The sequence below is a fragment of the Aequorivita sp. IT1282 genome (assembly GCF_058068205.1).
On sequence record NZ_JBYRHR010000003.1, the window covers coordinates 204,548 to 222,403 of the forward strand.

19 protein-coding genes are annotated in these 17,856 nt (G+C 34.3%); 12 read left to right on the top strand and 7 right to left on the bottom strand.

What is annotated here, in order from left to right; genetic code table 11:
• Positions 1 to 10: 10 nt before the first annotated feature.
• Positions 11 to 763 (bottom strand): LytR/AlgR family response regulator transcription factor, encoded by a 753-nt coding sequence (locus AC3RVG_RS07840; protein WP_489690894.1) that lies wholly within the window; start codon positions 761 to 763, stop codon positions 11 to 13.
• A 193-nt stretch (positions 764 to 956) separates the two neighbouring features.
• Here AC3RVG_RS07840 and AC3RVG_RS07845 point away from each other — a divergent pair, with 193 nt between their 5' ends.
• The 5 genes from AC3RVG_RS07845 to AC3RVG_RS07865 all read left to right on the top strand — a co-directional run bounded on the left by AC3RVG_RS07845 (position 957) and on the right by AC3RVG_RS07865 (position 5,993).
• Positions 957 to 3,596 (top strand): ATP-binding protein, encoded by a 2,640-nt coding sequence (locus AC3RVG_RS07845; RefSeq protein ID WP_489690895.1) that lies wholly within the window; start codon positions 957 to 959, stop codon positions 3,594 to 3,596.
• Between the two features lie 4 nt (positions 3,597 to 3,600).
• Entirely contained in the window at positions 3,601 to 3,987 is a 387-nt protein-coding gene (locus AC3RVG_RS07850) for a response regulator (RefSeq protein WP_489690896.1), read from the top strand.
• 63 nt (positions 3,988 to 4,050) lie between these two features.
• The gene (locus AC3RVG_RS07855; protein WP_489690897.1) at positions 4,051 to 4,335 is read left to right on the top strand and encodes an Hpt domain-containing protein; all 285 of its coding nucleotides are present in this window, start codon (positions 4,051 to 4,053) and stop codon (positions 4,333 to 4,335) included.
• A gap of 242 nt (positions 4,336 to 4,577) precedes the next feature.
• On the top strand, positions 4,578 to 5,105 hold the full coding sequence (locus AC3RVG_RS07860) for a GNAT family N-acetyltransferase (RefSeq protein WP_489690898.1): 528 nt from the start codon (positions 4,578 to 4,580) through the stop codon (positions 5,103 to 5,105).
• A gap of 99 nt (positions 5,106 to 5,204) precedes the next feature.
• Positions 5,205 to 5,993 carry a hypothetical protein gene (locus AC3RVG_RS07865; protein ID WP_489690899.1) on the top strand — a complete coding sequence of 263 codons (789 nt, stop codon included), beginning with the start codon at positions 5,205 to 5,207 and terminating at the stop codon, positions 5,991 to 5,993.
• 221 nt (positions 5,994 to 6,214) lie between these two features.
• Here the strand turns inward: AC3RVG_RS07865 and AC3RVG_RS07870 are convergent, their stop codons facing one another.
• On the bottom strand, positions 6,215 to 6,736 hold the full coding sequence (locus AC3RVG_RS07870; protein WP_489690900.1) for a redoxin domain-containing protein: 522 nt from the start codon (positions 6,734 to 6,736) through the stop codon (positions 6,215 to 6,217).
• A gap of 768 nt (positions 6,737 to 7,504) precedes the next feature.
• Here AC3RVG_RS07870 and AC3RVG_RS07875 point away from each other — a divergent pair.
• From AC3RVG_RS07875 to AC3RVG_RS07890, 4 genes are all read left to right on the top strand, one after another.
• Complete coding sequence (locus tag AC3RVG_RS07875) at positions 7,505 to 9,439, top strand: ATP-binding protein (protein WP_489690901.1); 1,935 nt, start codon at positions 7,505 to 7,507, stop codon at positions 9,437 to 9,439.
• Between the two features lie 157 nt (positions 9,440 to 9,596).
• Complete coding sequence (locus AC3RVG_RS07880; protein WP_489690902.1) at positions 9,597 to 10,295, top strand: hypothetical protein; 699 nt, start codon at positions 9,597 to 9,599, stop codon at positions 10,293 to 10,295.
• Between the two features lie 83 nt (positions 10,296 to 10,378).
• Positions 10,379 to 10,963, top strand: coding sequence for a hypothetical protein (locus AC3RVG_RS07885; protein ID WP_489690903.1), 585 nt, complete (start codon positions 10,379 to 10,381; stop codon positions 10,961 to 10,963).
• Between the two features lie 118 nt (positions 10,964 to 11,081).
• Entirely contained in the window at positions 11,082 to 11,531 is a 450-nt protein-coding gene (locus tag AC3RVG_RS07890) for a hypothetical protein (protein ID WP_489690904.1), read from the top strand.
• A gap of 90 nt (positions 11,532 to 11,621) precedes the next feature.
• Here AC3RVG_RS07890 and AC3RVG_RS07895 read toward each other — a convergent pair whose 3' ends face one another.
• The 5 genes from AC3RVG_RS07895 to AC3RVG_RS07915 all read right to left on the bottom strand — a co-directional run bounded on the left by AC3RVG_RS07895 (position 11,622) and on the right by AC3RVG_RS07915 (position 15,179).
• Positions 11,622 to 12,218 (bottom strand): TlpA family protein disulfide reductase, encoded by a 597-nt coding sequence (locus AC3RVG_RS07895; RefSeq protein WP_489690905.1) that lies wholly within the window; start codon positions 12,216 to 12,218, stop codon positions 11,622 to 11,624.
• Positions 12,219 to 12,239: 21 nt separating this feature from the next.
• Complete coding sequence (locus AC3RVG_RS07900) at positions 12,240 to 13,889, bottom strand: bifunctional metallophosphatase/5'-nucleotidase (RefSeq protein ID WP_489691208.1); 1,650 nt, start codon at positions 13,887 to 13,889, stop codon at positions 12,240 to 12,242.
• A gap of 9 nt (positions 13,890 to 13,898) precedes the next feature.
• The gene (locus tag AC3RVG_RS07905; protein ID WP_489690906.1) at positions 13,899 to 14,318 is read right to left on the bottom strand and encodes a sulfur reduction protein DsrE; all 420 of its coding nucleotides are present in this window, start codon (positions 14,316 to 14,318) and stop codon (positions 13,899 to 13,901) included.
• Positions 14,315 to 14,722, bottom strand: coding sequence for a DoxX family protein (locus AC3RVG_RS07910; RefSeq protein WP_489690907.1), 408 nt, complete (start codon positions 14,720 to 14,722; stop codon positions 14,315 to 14,317). The genes AC3RVG_RS07905 and AC3RVG_RS07910 overlap by 4 nt, the downstream gene beginning before the upstream one ends.
• Positions 14,723 to 14,828: 106 nt before the next feature.
• Positions 14,829 to 15,179, bottom strand: coding sequence for a hypothetical protein (locus AC3RVG_RS07915; RefSeq protein WP_489690908.1), 351 nt, complete (start codon positions 15,177 to 15,179; stop codon positions 14,829 to 14,831).
• 172 nt (positions 15,180 to 15,351) lie between these two features.
• Here AC3RVG_RS07915 and AC3RVG_RS07920 point away from each other — a divergent pair, with 172 nt between their 5' ends.
• The 3 genes from AC3RVG_RS07920 to AC3RVG_RS07930 all read left to right on the top strand — a co-directional run bounded on the left by AC3RVG_RS07920 (position 15,352) and on the right by AC3RVG_RS07930 (position 17,854).
• On the top strand, positions 15,352 to 15,741 hold the full coding sequence (locus AC3RVG_RS07920; protein ID WP_489690909.1) for a DUF302 domain-containing protein: 390 nt from the start codon (positions 15,352 to 15,354) through the stop codon (positions 15,739 to 15,741).
• Between the two features lie 7 nt (positions 15,742 to 15,748).
• Positions 15,749 to 16,321: a cytochrome b/b6 domain-containing protein gene (locus AC3RVG_RS07925; protein WP_489690910.1), complete on the top strand. Its 573-nt coding sequence runs from the start codon at positions 15,749 to 15,751 to the stop codon at positions 16,319 to 16,321.
• Between the two features lie 228 nt (positions 16,322 to 16,549).
• Positions 16,550 to 17,854: a TolC family protein gene (locus tag AC3RVG_RS07930; protein ID WP_489690911.1), complete on the top strand. Its 1,305-nt coding sequence runs from the start codon at positions 16,550 to 16,552 to the stop codon at positions 17,852 to 17,854.
• Positions 17,855 to 17,856 lie beyond the last annotated feature (2 nt).

Below are 17,856 nucleotides of genomic sequence, written 5' to 3' on the forward strand. Positions count from 1 at the left end.
TATTAATTCCTTAGGAATTTAAACTTTGCAACCAGCTTTTAGCCGCACTCTTTTTCCTTCTAGAAATAGGTACCTCAGTATCATTTTTTAATAAAAATTGAGATGGATTTTTTACTCCCTTTATAAAAGTTCCATTCACAATATAGGAATGATGACATCTAAAAAAATGCTTGTCGGATAAGATTTCCTCAAAAAAACCTAGTGTTTTAGAGGAAAGTAATTTAGTGCTATCAGACAAGTAGATATCGCTGTAGTTTCTGTTTCCTTCAATTTTTACAATTCGTTTTAAAGGAAGGCGATTCATTCCATTTTGAGTTTGTAAATACAAAATTTGATCGGATACATTTTTAGCTTTTATATTTTCTAAAGCAAGTTGAATTTTAATTTGATTACTCGATACATCTTTATAAACTGGTAGTTTTCTGATAGCACTTGCCAATTCTTTTCCATCAATCGGTTTTACCAAATAATCCAAAGCATTAAACCGAAAAGCCTTAATTGCATAGTGACTATGTGAGGTAATAAAGATGGTTTTAAAATTAATACTATCGAGCCGACTAAGCATTTCAAAGCCAGTCATATCGGGCATTTCTACATCAAGAAAGATTAAATCTGGTTTTAGGAGTTTTATTTTTTCTAAGCCTTCTTTTCCATTTTTGGCAAACGCCATTACTTCTATCTCCGGATGATTTTCCTTCAGTTGATCGCATAAAACTCTTGTAATAAATTCATTGTCATCAATTAATATCGATTTTATCTTCATTTTTGAGGCATTCTTGGAAGGCTTGGTCCAAAAGTTATAAGCACAAGCAAGGTAAACAATAAATGATACAGCTTACATATGACCGTTTGATAATTGAACTACCTTCTGATAACTAATAAACACCCACTAACTAGTTAAGCTTTATATTAGACAACCACTAGCATTTATGTTTGTTTGCAAAGCCAAAATAAAAATGAAAAAATCAAAAATAGTAGTACTCTATCTTTTTCTTATTTTGATGCCCATCTCTGTTTTTGCTCAAAAAACAGATTACGAGAAGCTTTTGATTAAGTGGAAAGATAGTACAGCAACTACCAAAGACAGATTGGAATCTTTTTATGAATTAGTTAACCTTGATCAAGAACAACAAGGCCCTCCTCCTTCAATGGATACAATTGCTATATGGTATAAAGAAGTAGATAGGGTTATTGATTTAGCCAAAAGCACTCAAAATGAATCTTTTACACCTAGATTACTATTATTTCAGTTGGTCTACCAAGGATTTGAAATAAAAAACAGCACTTTAGTTTGTGCAAATATTACAAATGCTATGGATAAGGCTATTGAGTTTAAAGATTATTCAAGTCAATTACAATTAATTAGGTTTATTGATTTCTTTCCTCCTTGTCCACAGGAAAATTTTAAATATAATAAAGCCGCTCTACAAAAATTACTAGACAACTTAAGTATTAATATAACCAATGAAAAGGAATTGTTACAATTGGAATTTATTTATTCAGATATATTATTTAATAACTCAAAATATCCTGAAGCTTTAATTCACTTAAAAAAATTAATTGAACTTGCTAAAAATCAAAATGACCAAGAGCGCCTTGCAAGTGGATTAGCTGACTTGGGTTCAATACACAGTGATATTGGAAACTACAGTGAAGCTGACAACTATTTTAGAAAGGCATTAGATATAGCTAAAACTATAAAGGACTCAATTCGTATAGGTCAAGGTTATATGTCATTATCACGGCTAAATTTACGCAAAAAAGATCCAGAGTTGGCATTGAAATATATAGACTCTGCTATTTTTATTTTAAAACCAAGTTCCAATGATAACGAGCAATGCGAGCTATGTTTACACGTGGCTTATACAGATAAAGCTGGGGTGTATAATTTACAAAAACGTTATAAAGAAGCTTTAGAAGAATTATTGAAGATTAAAGCGTATTATGATACCAATAATCTGTTTAATCAAGATTTTACCAATGCTTATTTTCATTCTGAACTGGGATCTTCTTACTTGGGTTTGAAAAAATACAAATTGGCCATTGAGTCAGCAGAAAATGGGCTTGCCTTACCTAATATGGGCTTAAGTGAATCTAAAAAGAAATATGAAATTTTGTATCAGGCATGGGAACAATTAGGTAACTATCCTAAAGCCTTTGAAGCCTATCAAAAGTTAATTACAGTTAAGGACTCGATGGCTGTTTTACGTAATGGCCAGGAAGTAACACGAATAGAGCTAGAAAGCAACTTTAAAGAAGAACGCCTCATTAACCAATTGGGATTTCAAGAAAAGTTAAACAAAGAAATGACTAGTAGAAATATACTCATTGCCTTCGGAATTTTTGCATTAATCTCTGTTCTTGCGCTTTTCTCTCGTTTACGATATATGCGTAAAACAGAAAAACTATTGAAAGAAAAAAACGTAGTGATTGAAGCTGAAAAAGAAAAAGCAAAAGCCTCTGAAAATGCAAAGCATCAATTTCTTGCTAATATGAGCCATGAAATTAGGACACCTATGAATGCCATTAAAGGGATGACAGATATCCTAATACGAAGAAAACCGAAAAAAGAACAAATAGAGTACTTAAATGGTATTAAAGAATCTTCAGCTTCGTTATTAATTATTATTAACGATATTCTTGATATTTCAAAGATTGAAGCCGATAAGATTGATCTAGAAAGTATTCCCTTTTCCATTGCAGAAGTAATAATGAATGTGAATACCATCATGAAGTTTAAGACTGAGGAAAAAGGCTTAGAATTAAAAACAAGTATTCCAAAAAATATCCCAGAAGTTATTGGAGACCCTAACAGGCTGCGTCAAATAGTAATCAATTTGGTTAGTAATGCCATTAAGTTTACCGAAAATGGTTCAGTTACTACCGCTCTTAAATTGATGGAATCTGAAGAAGAAAATGGAACCATAAATGTACACTTTACAATTTCTGATACAGGTGTTGGCATAGAAAAAGAAAGTATTGATAAAATATTCAATTCTTTTGAACAGGCCTATTCCGATACCAGTAGAAAATTTGGTGGAACCGGCTTAGGATTGAGTATTTCCAAAAAGTTAATCACACTTCAAAAAGGTGAAATTTGGGTGGAAAGTGAAAAGGGAAAAGGAAGTCAGTTTCATTTTACTATTCCATATTTTATTAGTGATTCAAAAGAAAATTTTGGTACAAACAGAGTCGGTGATGAATTAGAAAATTATGCAGAGCAATTGAGAGGGATATCTATTTTATTAGTAGAGGACAATACTTTTAACGCGATTGTAGCCCAAGAAGAGTTGGAAGATGCCATTGAAAATGTAACTGTTATAGTTGCAGAAAATGGATCTATAGCCTTAGAACAAATTAAAATTGGCAATTTTGACGTTATATTAATGGATGTTCAAATGCCAATAATGAATGGTTATGAGGCAACAATCGTTATTAGAGCTATAGCTGGCGAAAAATCCAACATTCCAATTATTGCAATGACTGCCAATGTAATGAAAGAAGAGGTTAAAAATTGTTTTGATGCCGGAATGGATGATTTTATAGGCAAGCCATTTGACACACAAGAATTAATTCATAAACTCATAAAAACTTAATATTATGTCCAATCAAAACCCAAAAGTATTTATTGTAGATGACGAACCATTATTATCAGAAATGTTAACCGATTATTTAATAGCCCATCATCCAAATTTAAACATTACCTCATTTCCTACAGGTGAAGATTGTCTGAAGAATCTTTATGAAGAACCGGCAATCATTGTTTTGGATTATCATTTAAATTCAAAAGAGAAAAATGCTGCTGACGGGATTGATATCCTCAAAGAAATAAAACGAAAAAACAAGTCCATCCCTGTAATTATGCTTTCCAGTCAAGAAAGTTATACGAAGGCAGCACAAACTATAGGTTTAGGAGCTATACATTATGTAATAAAGGGGCAAGAAGCATTTGATGAAATTCAAAAATTAATTGAAGCCAATATCTAAGCATTATAAAATATGATTGATTTATCATTTTTAGAGAAATTCACTAATGGGAACACGTCCAAAATGAAAAGATACATAACTATGTATCTTTCAACTGCCCCAGAAATTTTTGAGCGAATGAATGAAAATGTTGCTCAAGAAAATTGGACAGGTTTGGCAATAAATGCACACTCGATTAAACCTCAGACTGATTATATGGGAATTGAATCTTTAAAAAATATTTTAATTGAGATTGAAAATGGAGTTAAAAATGGTAAATATGAAAGTTTGAAAGGCTTGTATGAAAAAGCCTATGATATCCACAAAAAATCGGAAGTATTTTTGAATGATAAAGTAAAAGAATTATAATTTGTTTGTTAGCTATAAACTTCCTAAAATATAAATTGTATTTTTAATATGACTCATAAAAAACGAACCACCAACACCGCATAAAACTAATTGCTGTGTTAATACTTAACCAATGGTCGTTGCTGTTTTGCTGCCTCTGATTTTTTTGGAAAATCCTCGCACACAAACACGCAACTTTCAATTTACGTAACCGTTAGCAGTAAGGCTAAGAGCAAAATCAGTTAAAAATAGTATAAGCCATAATGCAACATAGAAATTTGAAAACCTTCCCTATATTAACAACTGAAAGGTTGATTCTCCGACAATTATTAGACAGCGATGTTCAGGAAATATTTCTACTTCGTTCAGACACTTTAATAAACAAATATCTTGACAGACAGCCATGTAAAACATTGAAAGACGCATTGGATTTTATTGAGAAGATAAAAACCAATAGCTTTACTTATTGGGCAATTGCGCAAAAAGAAAACGATAAACTTCTAGGTACAATTTGTCTTTTTGATGTTTCAGAAGAGCTGAAAAAATGCGAAATTGGATATGAACTTTTAACGGAGCATCAAGGAAAAGGTATTATGACAGAGGCAGCAAAAAAAATAATTGAATATTCAGTTCAAACACTTGGTCTAAAAACAATTGATGCATATACACATAAGGACAACCAAAGTTCTACCAATCTGCTTAAAGAATTGAAATTTGCGCGAATAGATAGTGTTGAGGAAACAAATTCAAAATTGATTTTATTCCGACTAAACATTAGTAATAAAAATTAATAAAGATTTAAAAAAGGCGAACGGCTAACAATTGCTCTAATCACAAAAAAAAATACAATCACGTAATCTCATTAAAATAAAAATTAGTCACTAAAATCTATGAAAAATTTACTTGTAACGTTAAGCTTGCTAATTATATCCTTCAATTCATTTGCGCAAAGCCAAATTACCTATGAAAAAGGGAAACTCTTTTCAGAAAATCAATTAGGGATAGATAAATTTTATTTTGTGCATCAAACATTTGCAGATGCCTTTTATATGACGGATTTATACAAGCAGCTAAGTGATGATGAAATGTTCTCAATTTTGCACAATGCATATTATTCAGTTACAAAAGATCAAAGGGTATTGGTTATGATAGAACAGCCAACTGGCCCGGCTGCTCGCTTAGCCTTCAAATTCATTGGTAATACAGAAAATCTGGGAGACATTTTGGTTCTTGCTACCAATTTTAATAACAAGAGTCGCGTTTTTGAAGAAGAAGTGGATTCAGAACAATCTATCTATAGATGGTATAAAATAGATCAAGGGAAATTGGTTTATCGAAAAGATTTGTACTCAAAAGAAGCAGAAAAAGAAAATCGAGAAAGCAATTCATATTCCTTAATAGGAATGTATCTTTTTGATGACAATTTCGAAAATGATGAGAAAGTTAAACCACTATTAGATGAATTACTCGCCTCCGATAAGGACGACATAGAGAAACTTTACGGTTATTTATATTTAGGGGAATATTGGCTTTTGAATAATGACCTGATAAAGGCACAAGAAGCACTTGACAAACTTAAGGAACTATTAAGTAATAGTGTGTCCATTCCAAAAGGATATTCTTTAATTGCAAATATGGCAACTACTGAACTTGAGATGATGAAAAGATTCAATAACTAGCGCAAACAGGCTAAATGTTTTGCAATCCCAATGGCTTAGGCGTCTCACCCGTGTCCATTCAATAATTCACCCCAGCAATAAACCCAGCTCCAAAACAAGAATAAGTTTAAACCTGGGACAAAGTAGCCTCATGAAGTTGCCTCACTTTGCTCGCAATAACAACTCCCTTCGTCTATACTCAGGACAAGTAAATAAACACTAATGACTCCTGAAGTTTATTTTTACTTTCTATAATTTACTTCCCCTCTCGCAGGATATTTGTTATCTATAATATATTCTATAGATTTAATAAAAGAACGCAAATGAGGGCGCCCAAAAGGTTCAGAATTAAGAGCTACATAATAGACCTCATTATTTGGTCGAATTAAAAACAGGCCAGGTTCCGAAAACAGTTCGGGTTCGCCATCTTTTACGCCTTTGCTTAGATATAAACCCCAAGCTTTGGCTTCTGCCTCAGAAAGTCCATAACCAATAGGAATATCGTCAACATCCCATTCGATTTTCGATATTTTAGCGCGCTTCTCCGTATCCATACTTAAAGCAATAATGTTCACGCCAATTGCTTCAAATTTTGTCGTTAGGTTTTGTAATTCTTCAGTATAACTTTTACAAACAGGGCAGTGTAATCCCCTGTAAAAAACCATCATCGTGAAGTTTTCTGGTTTTTGACTTGAAAGTTTCCAAGTGTCTCCGCCTACTAAATTAATTTCTAATTCTGGTGCTTGTTCTTTTGGAGTTATCATAACATTTATTTTTTTGAATGAAAATTTAATCATTTTAATACGGCTTATTTCAAAGTATATATTAAATGTTTGTGAAACTTTATAAATACACTATTCACCCTGAGCTTATGTCACGTCCAAATATGTTATATAACCCCATAGGTTTTCAAAACCTGTGGGGTTATTTTCAGAATATCACCAAGAATTCAGAAAAGCACTTTAAATATCAATTTTCCTGTTAATTAATTATAATTACTTTCTAAGTGTCTGAAAAATAACGTATTTTGTTAAAAATATAAGTATTTGCGTTACCCGAAATACATCTGTTAGAGTATATTGGCCCATATTTTTGATTTATTGGGGTCAGGTTTTAAAATTCAATATGGATAGTATTATAATTATTAAGGTTCAAAAAATTATTAGAATTCTCTTGTTCACTTCAGGACAGGCAAAGACTGCTTCTACATCTTTGTCAGCTATATAAACCGTGAGACCTTCGGTTAAATTTAATAAATGGAATGGGTTGCAGACCAATTGTCACTGCACAATTTGCCTTCAGATTAAGCGCGACAATAGCTTAAATATCAATTAAATACATCCCGTATAAATTACTTCTAAAAGAGTGGTTTTATATCAATAATTACAACTATTAGTGCTGATTTAGAAAATTCAGCTCATAAAACAAATCTATAATTTTCAATAGCACAGAATAAAAATGGTTAAAAAGAATAGAGCATTTCATAATCAAATTATACTATTAAAAATAGCTCCCCAAAAAATAATATAGTTATGAGCGAGCAGGATAAGTCGAGAAAGGAAATTAGGAAGGAGTTAGTGGAATTACAGCAAGAGTTCTTAAGTTCTATAAAAGACATTGAACCTAAAAGGCGTACGCGTCTCGAGCAAGAATTAAAAATTGCTATTCAAGGCGTTTCTTTGCAAAACGAAGAAAAGGCAAAACGAGCCGCCCAATTAATAATAGCCAATTTGGAGCTTAAATTCTTAAATGAAGAAAAAGCCCAGCGCGCAGCAGAGCTGGTTATAGCAAATATTGAACTTGTTTTTCAAAATAATGAAAAATCGAAACGCGCAGCCGAATTGATTATCGCCAATAAAGAACTCGTTTTTCAAAATGAAGAAAAGGCCAAACGCGCGGCCGAGTTAGTGGTTGCAAATATTGAACTTGTCTTCCAAAATAAGGAAAAATCAAAACGCGCCGCCGAATTGATTATCGCCAATAAAGAACATATTTATCAAAATGAAGAAAAGGCCAAACGTGCCGCCGAATTGATTATAGCAAACAAAGAACTCGTTTTTCAAAACCAAGAAAAAGCTAAGCGCGCCGCAGAGTTGGTTGTAGCAAATATTGAGCTTGTCTTCCAAAATAGGGAAAAATCAGAACGCGCCGCCGAATTAATTATCGCCAATAAAGAACTTGTTTATCAAAACGAAGAAAAGGCCAAACGCGCCGCAGAGTTAATAATAGCAAACAGAGAACTTATCTTTCAAAATCATGAGAAAGAAAAACGTGCCGAAGAATTAATCCTGGCAAAGGAAAAGGCAGAGCACAGCGACTTGTTAAAAACAGCCTTTTTAGCCAATATGAGTCACGAAATAAGAACACCTATGAACGGTATTCTCGGTTTTGCCGATTTGCTGAAAGAACCCGAACTTAAAGGTGAACTGCAGCAAAAATATATAGGTATTATTACTACAAGTGGTAAACGCATGCTCAATATCATCAACGATATAATAAGCATTTCAAAAATTGAATCGGGACTGATAGATCTTAGTATAAAGGAAACTAATATCAATAGGCAAGTGGAGTTTATTCAAACCTTTTTTACTCCCGAAGTTAAAAAGAAAGGTATGCTGTTTTCAATTAAAACTGCCTTATTAGGGAATGACGCTTTTATAAAATCTGACAGCGAAAAAATCTATTCCATACTTACAAATCTTGTTAAGAACGCTATAAAATATACTGAAAAAGGTACTATTGAACTGGGCTATGTTGTAAAAACAGAAAGCGAGCCAAGTGAATTGGAATTTTATGTGAAGGATACCGGTGTTGGGATCGCCAAAAGTAAACATCATGCAATATTTCAACGTTTTGTGCAGGCTGATAATTCAGAAGTGCTAGCCAATGAAGGAGCAGGGCTGGGTTTGGCCATTTCTAAAGCATATGTGAAAATGCTTGGTGGCAAAATTTGGGTAGAAAGTGAAGAAGGGAAAGGCGCAATATTTTATTTTACCATTCCGTATTATAAGTTTGATCAATTAGAAAATTTCCAAGTTAAAAATTTAGTCTATTCAAATAAGGCTGCAAATAATCAAAGTCCTAAATCGTATAGACTTAAAATATTAATTGCCGAAGACGACAAAATATCATCAATGCTTTTATCTGCTCTAGTAAAAGATTACAGCTCGAAAATTCTTGTTGCAAAAACAGGCGTTGAGGCTGTAGCTTTAGCTAAAAATAATCCTGACATCGATTTAATTTTTATGGACATCCAAATGCCTAAGCTAAACGGGTTTGATGCAACTCGACAAATCCGTCAATTTAACAAAGACGTTATTATAATAGCCCAAACAGCTTCTGTGCTCTCAGACGATAAATTAAAGATAATTGAAGAGGGATGTAACGATTTTATTTCCAAACCAATAAACAGGGAAGTATTATATAGTTTAATTCAAAAATACTTCGATGAATTTAAAGTGGCTTAATAGGCTGTAAATCCAAGCGGGTGCGGGGCGTCTTGCCCGTGTCCCGCCAAAAGCTAGTTTCAAAACATTTAAGGCATCCGCGAAATCCGCGCGTTATCGTTGCAAATTGCTAGATTAGCTATTAAAAACCATTACCCAATTACGCTATCTTTGCCGCATGCTAGATTTCTCTAAAACTTCAAATCAAATTCATCAGGTTACAAATTTTTACGACTTGGTTTCTACGCCTTTTAAAGGAGAAATAAATGCAATTTGTTGGAAGCGAAAACTAACGGGCGACTTTTCTGAGATTGTTAAACAAGTAGCACTAAACGAAAATATAGCAACACTTGATCAAGAAGAGCTGCGTGCGTTACAGTTGAGTGAACAAGGGCAGTTGGCTCGTGAAATACTTCTAAATGACTTGAAAATATTGAAAGATCACGGGGCATCTCCAACGCTAAATGTGATTAAATACTATGACAGAGATGATGCCTTCCCGTTCTTTCCAACAGATGTTTATTCGTTTCATGTAGATCGCTCTCCCGTACCAACCGACACCTATTTATGCACTTATTATGGTGAACCGAGCGATATATTGCCCAACGCACAAGGCAAGCAAAAAGTGCATATTCCCGAAATACGCGAAGAACTCAAAAAATTATATGACGGCGCAGACGATGGTTTTGAAGCTTTTTTAAGTGAATATTTCTTTGATCTTCACTATCAAGCTTTACCGCAAGCGCAACCAATTAGTTTAGGCATCGGTCATTTATGGAGGTTAGCGATTGATCATCCTGAAAGCAAAGTTCTTCCTTGCCTTCATCGTGCCCCAAAAGAAAATAATGGACAACACCGTTTGTTAATGATTTGTTGAATACAATTTCACGACTCCCAAAACGCACTTGCAATCTCCCAAAATTACGTATCTTAAACTTCCAATTTTAAAAAAGCTTAACTATGAAAAAATTACTATTTGTCTTCGTTTTTGCATTTGCGTTTTCAGCATTTTCACAAAGTAAAATTTTACCAAAAAACATACAGATTAAAACTGCAATGCTAGCAGCACCCGAGATGTACCGCGATGATGCAACCGTTCTAGGTTATAATCCCGAAGGAAAACTTATTACTTTAAGAGAAGGTACCAATAGCATGGTTTGTTTGGCAGACGACCCTAACAAAGAAGGAATAAGCGTAGCCTGTTACGGCGCCGAATTAGAACCTTTTATGGCACGAGGTAGAGCTTTGGCTGCTGAAGGGAAATCTAATGAAGCAAAGCGTGAGGTTAGAAAAAACGAAATAAAGACTGGTACTTTAACAATGCCTGCAGAACCATCGATGGTTTACATTTTGGCTGGCGAAGAATCAGACTACAACCCTGAAACTGGCGAACTCCAAAACAGCAAAATACGTTACGTAATCTACAAACCGTATATGACTGGCGAAAGCACAGGACTGCCAACAAAACCCCAAGCTCCCGGAATGCCGTGGTTAATGGATGCTGGCACACATCGTTCGCATATTATGATTACACCAGAAAATTAATAGGCAGTTGCAGTTTTCGGTACAGTTAGCAAATTAAAAAGTGATATATACCTAATTGTGGGTATTGGCGCGAGTTTCTATATAATTTATTTTTGAATTAACCTTTAAATAATAAATTATGGAAAAATTACTTTTAGTAGTACTATTAATAACAGCTAGCTATACCGCGACATCGCAACAAACAAGCGATTGTACAGAGTGGGATTATTATAAAACCGAATGTCTCAGCAATGTTTCTGACGGAACAGGCTCATCTGAAGCTGCAATAAGAACGCGCATTTGTAGAATATCTGAAAACGATACGACTATAACGGTAGAAGCTCAAGTTGAACCTATAAATGGAGGTATTGATACAAGAGTAAAGGCTTACAACGGAATTAAGATTAATTTCAGAGGAGGTGAACAACTTAATTTATCGAATTCAGAATTTAATGATGGCGGCATCATTAAAAGAACAATTACCTTGAATAAATCAGATTTAGATTCAGATTACACAAGGGCTTTAAATGGCTGGTCTAAATGGTCTACCATGATTTTTGTAACTGCAGAATGTATTTATGATATGTAAAATACGTTAATTACTGCACAGTTATTCTAAAACTAAAAAACCATCTTCAAAATAGAAGATGGTTTTTTCAATTTACAACGTGATTAAATTTTAAAGACTTTTCAAAAAATCTTTAAAATCTTGTCGGTTATAATCGGCCATACCTTTGTGTGTAAAAACCAATTCGCCATTGGAATTTATTACATACGTAGTCGGAATGCTCTGCGATTCGTACATAGCTGGAATTGCAGCCGCTGGAGCATAAACTTCAAAATCGAAATTGTTTTTGGTTTTATATTGAATTGCTTTATCAAATTTTTGGTCGAAAGAAACCATTAGCACTTCAATTTTATCTTTATCAATATCGTTGTACATATCGTTTATTCCAGGCATTTCGGCAACACAAGGCGGACACCAAGTAGCCCAAAAGTTTATAAATATTACTTTTCCGCGATACTGTTCCATAGAAACCTTTTCGCCTTTAGAGTTCATCAATTTCATACTGAAATCTGCTTTTGTTGTAGCAATGTCTTCTGCTTCGGAATTTTCTTGAATTTGTTCCACATCTGGATTCATTGCGCCAGTTGCTAAAAGTCCGCGTTGCGCAAAACTAATGATTTCGGTATGCAAGCCAGAGAAATACACTCCGAGAATTATAACGAAAAAGACGCCGTATTCAATTATATGTTTTTTGAGTTTTTTATTCATAATACTATATTTTAAGTTTTTCTATTCGAAAATATATTCTGTCCCAGGTACGGTGGAAAAGGAATTTTCACCTAAATAATCGCAGTAAGCACGCTTATCTGTTGTTGGACTTATAGGCGAATGCAGTTTTAAATATTCTTCTACCACTTCGTGAATTGTGTATTCCTTTGTTTCTACATCTATCACATTTGGCATTCTGCAAAGCAGATCTTCCGGATCGCCCGGGCGCTCACAGGCCGAAATTGTATAATAGCGGTTTTCGTCTAAGGGCTTGCCATTTATTTCAATAGATTTTATACGTTGGTTTTTTTTATTCTGACTATTAAATTCAACTTTCATCCCGGAGAAACGAACGAGCCAGCCACCAAAACGTTCTGTGGCATTTTGTGCAAATGCATTGTGCATTTCTTTTTCCAGCCAGAGCAATATTTGTATTCCGGTAGCTTTTCCTGTTTTTACAGGCTCGTTTACAGGCATTAAATTCCAGAGATTTGCGCGGGTAATTGGCGCTGGTTTTCCATTCTCGGGCACTATGGGATTCCCGAATCGAAACCCATTCGATATGGAAATATCGGCACCTGTTTTCCAACGGGCCGCGTCAGTAATTAGATTGTCCATCGGGTTTTCCACAGTAAGATATCTATACATGGGCGTATTGGTGTAGCCAACAATGGTTTCCAAATTTTCTTTGTAGGGAGCTTTGTTCTTATCTATAATAGCCTGAATTTTTGGATCGGCGGCATAAACCTGTGGATCTACATCCATTAATTCATAATCGTCCTTTACCAATTTATTATTTACAAAATAAAGGTTCAGCTTCCCCACAAAAGAACCAAAAGCTCCTGGTTCGGTAACCTTAGCGTATTTTCCTTGTATAGGTTGGCGCACCCTTTCATGGGTGTCGTTTCCTAAAATATAATCCACATTTTCGGCAATGGGACTGTTGGCCAAGGTTACTTGCTTATAAATTCCTAAATGGGTTATCAGGAACATTACATCTATCTTTTCCTGCATCTTGATTTTATCAATCAGGTTTTTCACTGCCTCGTCTATTGGGGTGAAATTTATTCCTTTGCTGAAAATAGGGTTTTGCCTTATGGGCACGTCTGGATCATTAATGCCAACAAAACCAAGGCGAACGCCATTAATTTCCTTAACCATATATGATGGATACAGATTTTCATCAGTTTTATCGTCCAACATATTTTGAACAATTATTGGCGTTTCAAATTTTTTATAGACTTCCAGCATTCGCTTTTTTCCATAAATTACTTCCCAATTGCCGGGAACCAACAGGTCGTAATTCATGTTTTTTATAACATCTGTCATGACTTCACCTTCTGAAAAAGCTACATAGCCGCTGCCTTGTATTAAATCGCCTCCATCAACGATTACAGTTTTTCCGGGGTTTTTGGCACGTTCTTTATCAAACAAAGTTTTTATATGCGCCAGCCCGCCCCGTTCTTTAAACACAATTTTTCCATTTTCCCAAAACAGTTCGGGATGCGGGTCCATTTGCCCATGTATATCGGCTGTCTGGAGAATTGTAATTTTCAAAGTGTCGTTTGTTGTCTTACCGCTTTCATAACTGCTTGCAATCGTTGGGATTTTCCACGCCAAGATTGCAATAAGGCTCAAAATTGGTAGTATATATTTGGATATTTTTTTCATCATTTATTTTTAAAGTGCCAAACTTATATACCCCTTTTTCTGAAGTTGGTAATTGTATAAAATTCCATTATCAACAACTTTCACGTCCTTTGGAAGTTTATTTTGCTCCACTTTAAACTTCTTTAATGAGAAGCCGCAGGCGATAATAGTTGCGCCTATTTTTTCAGCTTCGGCAAGGTGTGGTTGTAATTTTTCAATATCGGATAAGTCGCCAATTTCCTTGCCACAAACTATAATTTCAAACTTACCGAAGTTTGTTCCGTCCTCTTCTGCAAGTGCTTTTGCAGCTAGTAATATTGGTTTTAATTGAGCTACTTTTTTTGTAAGCACCACGTAGTTTTGCGTAGTGTTTTCTTGTGAAAATGATTGTTGTGAATTTCCCACAATTAATAAAATTGATAATACTAAGGTTGAAATGATTGCTTTCATAATGTTTCGTTTTTAAAGGTTTTTATATCGTTTAGAATAAAAAATAACAGCCCTCCAGCGATGGCGATATTTTTAAATAATGGGCCTAGACTTGCTATTTGCCCAACTTGAATAGTGATTGTAATTGGTAAAAGAATAAGAAGTAATACAATGGCAGACCAACGGGTTTTAAAACCTATTAAAAAGCTAAAACCAGCTGTTAGCATTATAATACCGGAAAGGATTACTAGTAATTCAAGATTTCCGAAAAAGTTCGCAAACCCTTTAAATTGTGCCATTTCAATTCGTTGAACGGTTTTTTCAACATTTACCAGATGACTAAATCCGGCAGTCAAAAAAATTGCGCTCACCATAATACGGAGCAGCTGTACAGAACGCTTGCTCACCGTTATATTTGGTGTCATAATTTAAAAATTTAAAAAATAGTGTGTGATTTACTAGTCTAAAACAACCGAATTCACCCTTGAATTCTATTGAATTGACCAATTTCGATTTAACTAAAGAGAAATGTTAAACCCGAGGAGGAATTTCTAAGCGTTCTGCAAAAAGATTTGAATGCAGAATTTCTGAAAAAGTGTAAACCTTATAGTTGTCTTCAACAGAAATAAATGAAAAGGAAGCGGTTTTAATGTCGAAAACAGTTGAGCAAATTGCTTGAATTTGAGCAGAATTTACAGAAGTGTTGTCAATTTTTAGTGCATCGCCTGTTTTAGAATTACTTTTTGATTTTTTACAAAAAGGATGAACAACAGTAACCTCTTTTCCTGTTAAAACTTGTAACAGCGCACCAGATTGGGCTGCCATAAGATTCATCACAAAAAGGCCAGTCAGAAAAAAGACTATTAGGTTCTTCGAGTTCATTGAAGGCAAATTTAATAAAATTGTAGCATTAGAATGTAACATAAGTTACAAAGAGACTAAATAGGTGAAAAACGCAGTCGATAATTTATGCTATATGTAATCTATGTTACAGTAGTATTCAATTAACATTCTTAAATTTGTTTCAAGTTATTCATCCAAAAATAAAGAAGTTATGAAATACTATATCAGCACTACATTAAAAAACACAACTTTTCAAGATGCTATTGAAAAAACAACAGCGGCTTTAAAAGAAGAAGGTTTTGGCGTATTAACCGAAATTGATATTAAAGCAACCTTGAAAAAGAAGTTGGACGCAGATTTTTACAATTACACTATTCTTGGTGCCTGCAACCCGCATATGGCGCACCAAGCGCTACAAGCTGAAAACAAAATTGGAACCATGTTACCCTGCAACGTAATTGTTCAGGAACGCGAACCAGGGATGATTGAGGTTTCGGCAGTAGATCCAACAGCTTCAATGGGAGCAGTGGAAAATGATTCCTTAGGAGAAATTGCAAAAGATGTTAAAAAGCAATTGACTAAGGTTATTAATAGTTTATAGATACACCATGGAAATTGTAAACTATTCCAAAATCTATAGAATTATCCACTGGGCAATTGCGGTTAGTTTCCTGCTTTTATTGATTACTATTTTTCTGAGATTAACTTGGATGAATAAAAATAATATGGCAGATATTATCCAAACTTATCTAGCAGGGACTGATCAATCGTTAACTCGCGAAGAACTCATCGTTTTAGCTAAACAGATTAGAAAGCCCATGTGGGACTGGCATATTTATTTGGGATATGTTTTAACTGGTTTATTCAGTTTACGTTTTCTGCTTCCTTTTTTCGGAAGTATGAAATTTCAAAATCCATTAACAAAAGACTTAACTATAAAACAAAAATTCCAGAAATGGACGTACATCATTTTTTATGTATGTGTTGTAGTTTCTTTGGTTACAGGACTTATAATAGTTTGGGGACCAAAAACTTTGAAAGAACCAATGGAGGAAATTCATGTACTTGGTATTTATTATCTAATAGCATTTATTGTATTGCATATAGGAGGAATATTAATTGCAGAATTCACAAATGATAAAGGGATAATTTCAAGAATAGTACGTGGTTCCAATGATTAATTTTTAAAGGAAACATAGCGATATATAAAAATGTGACCAAGGGTTTTAAAGTATTTAGGAGCGTTTCTTGGTTGGTATGCTCCTAAAGGTTGCCGATTTATTTGGTTAGTAAAAAGCATCTCGAAAGAGGTGCTTTTTTTTAAGTAACTTATAAGCGTGGCTTTGGTAACATTAGTTACTGACTAGCCTTATTATCTAATGTATTTTTGCATCAAATTTAATGTAGCAATGAAGATTAAAAACATACTTACACTTATTGGATTGTTGCCCGCAATGGTATTTGCGCAGCAAACGGTACCTATTACCAAAGCAGAAGTGCTGGAAAAGGTGATTCAACAAAATAATAAATTAAAGATTGGCGAGCAGCAAGTACTTTCTGCAAAAGGTGATTTTAACCAAACAAATGCCGTCTTTCTGCCGAACATTACTGCTTCGCATACCGGAATGACGACCACCAATCCGTTGATGGCTTTTGGTTTTAAATTGAATGAAGAAATAGTTACCCAAGCAGATTTTGACCCAAATAATCTGAATAACCCTTCACAGATTCAAATGTTCACTACAAAAATTGAAGTGCAGCAACCAATTATAAACGTCGATGGAATTTTTCAGCGAAAAGCTGCGAGAGCAAAGTGGAACGCATCTCAGATGCAATTGGCGCGCACGGGCGACTATCTTGGCCTTGAAACTGAAAAAGCATATATGCAATTGCAATTAGCTTATAAAAGTGTTGAGGTTATTGAAACTGCCTACAAATCTGCTAATGAAAATCTGCGTTTGGCGAATAATAGTTTTAAACAAGGTTATCTGCAGCAAAGCGATGTTTTGGCAGTGAAAGTGCGCGTTACCGAAGTTGAAAATCAGTTGCAATACGCAAAAAGTAATATTATAAATGCTTCGGAATATCTTGCCTTGCTTATGAACGAAGAGGTTTCTGGGGTTTTGAAGCCAACGGATTCACTTATGGTTTTATCAGAATTAAATTCATTTGAAAACCTTTCAAATTCAAGAGCAGATATTCAAGCAATGGAGTTTGCTGCGGAAGCTTACAAACAAAATTACAAAGCAGATAAAATGACGTTTTTGCCGCGTTTGAACGCTTTCGGAAGCTACGAACTTTACGACGATCAAATTTTTCAGGCTGATGCGAGCGGATATTTGGTGGGAGCATCATTATCATGGAGTCTTTTTGAAGGTTCAAAACGCTTCGGGAAAACACAAAAAAGCAAAGCAGAATTCAACAAAGCGAATCTTGAATTAGAGCAATACAAAGCCGAAAGTCAGTTAGAATTGAACAAGGCGAAACGTATGCTTCAAGATGCGAAAAATAATTTGAACTTAACAAAATTATCACTCGAACAATCCAAAGAAGCGCTTAGAATTCGCATCAACAGATTTACGGAAGGTTTAGAAAAAACCACCGATTTGCTAATGGCCGAGACTCAATATTCGCAAAAGCAGTTGGAATATTTCAATACTATTTTTCAACATAATTACGCTTTGGCTTACTTACAATTTTTAACAAAAAACTAATC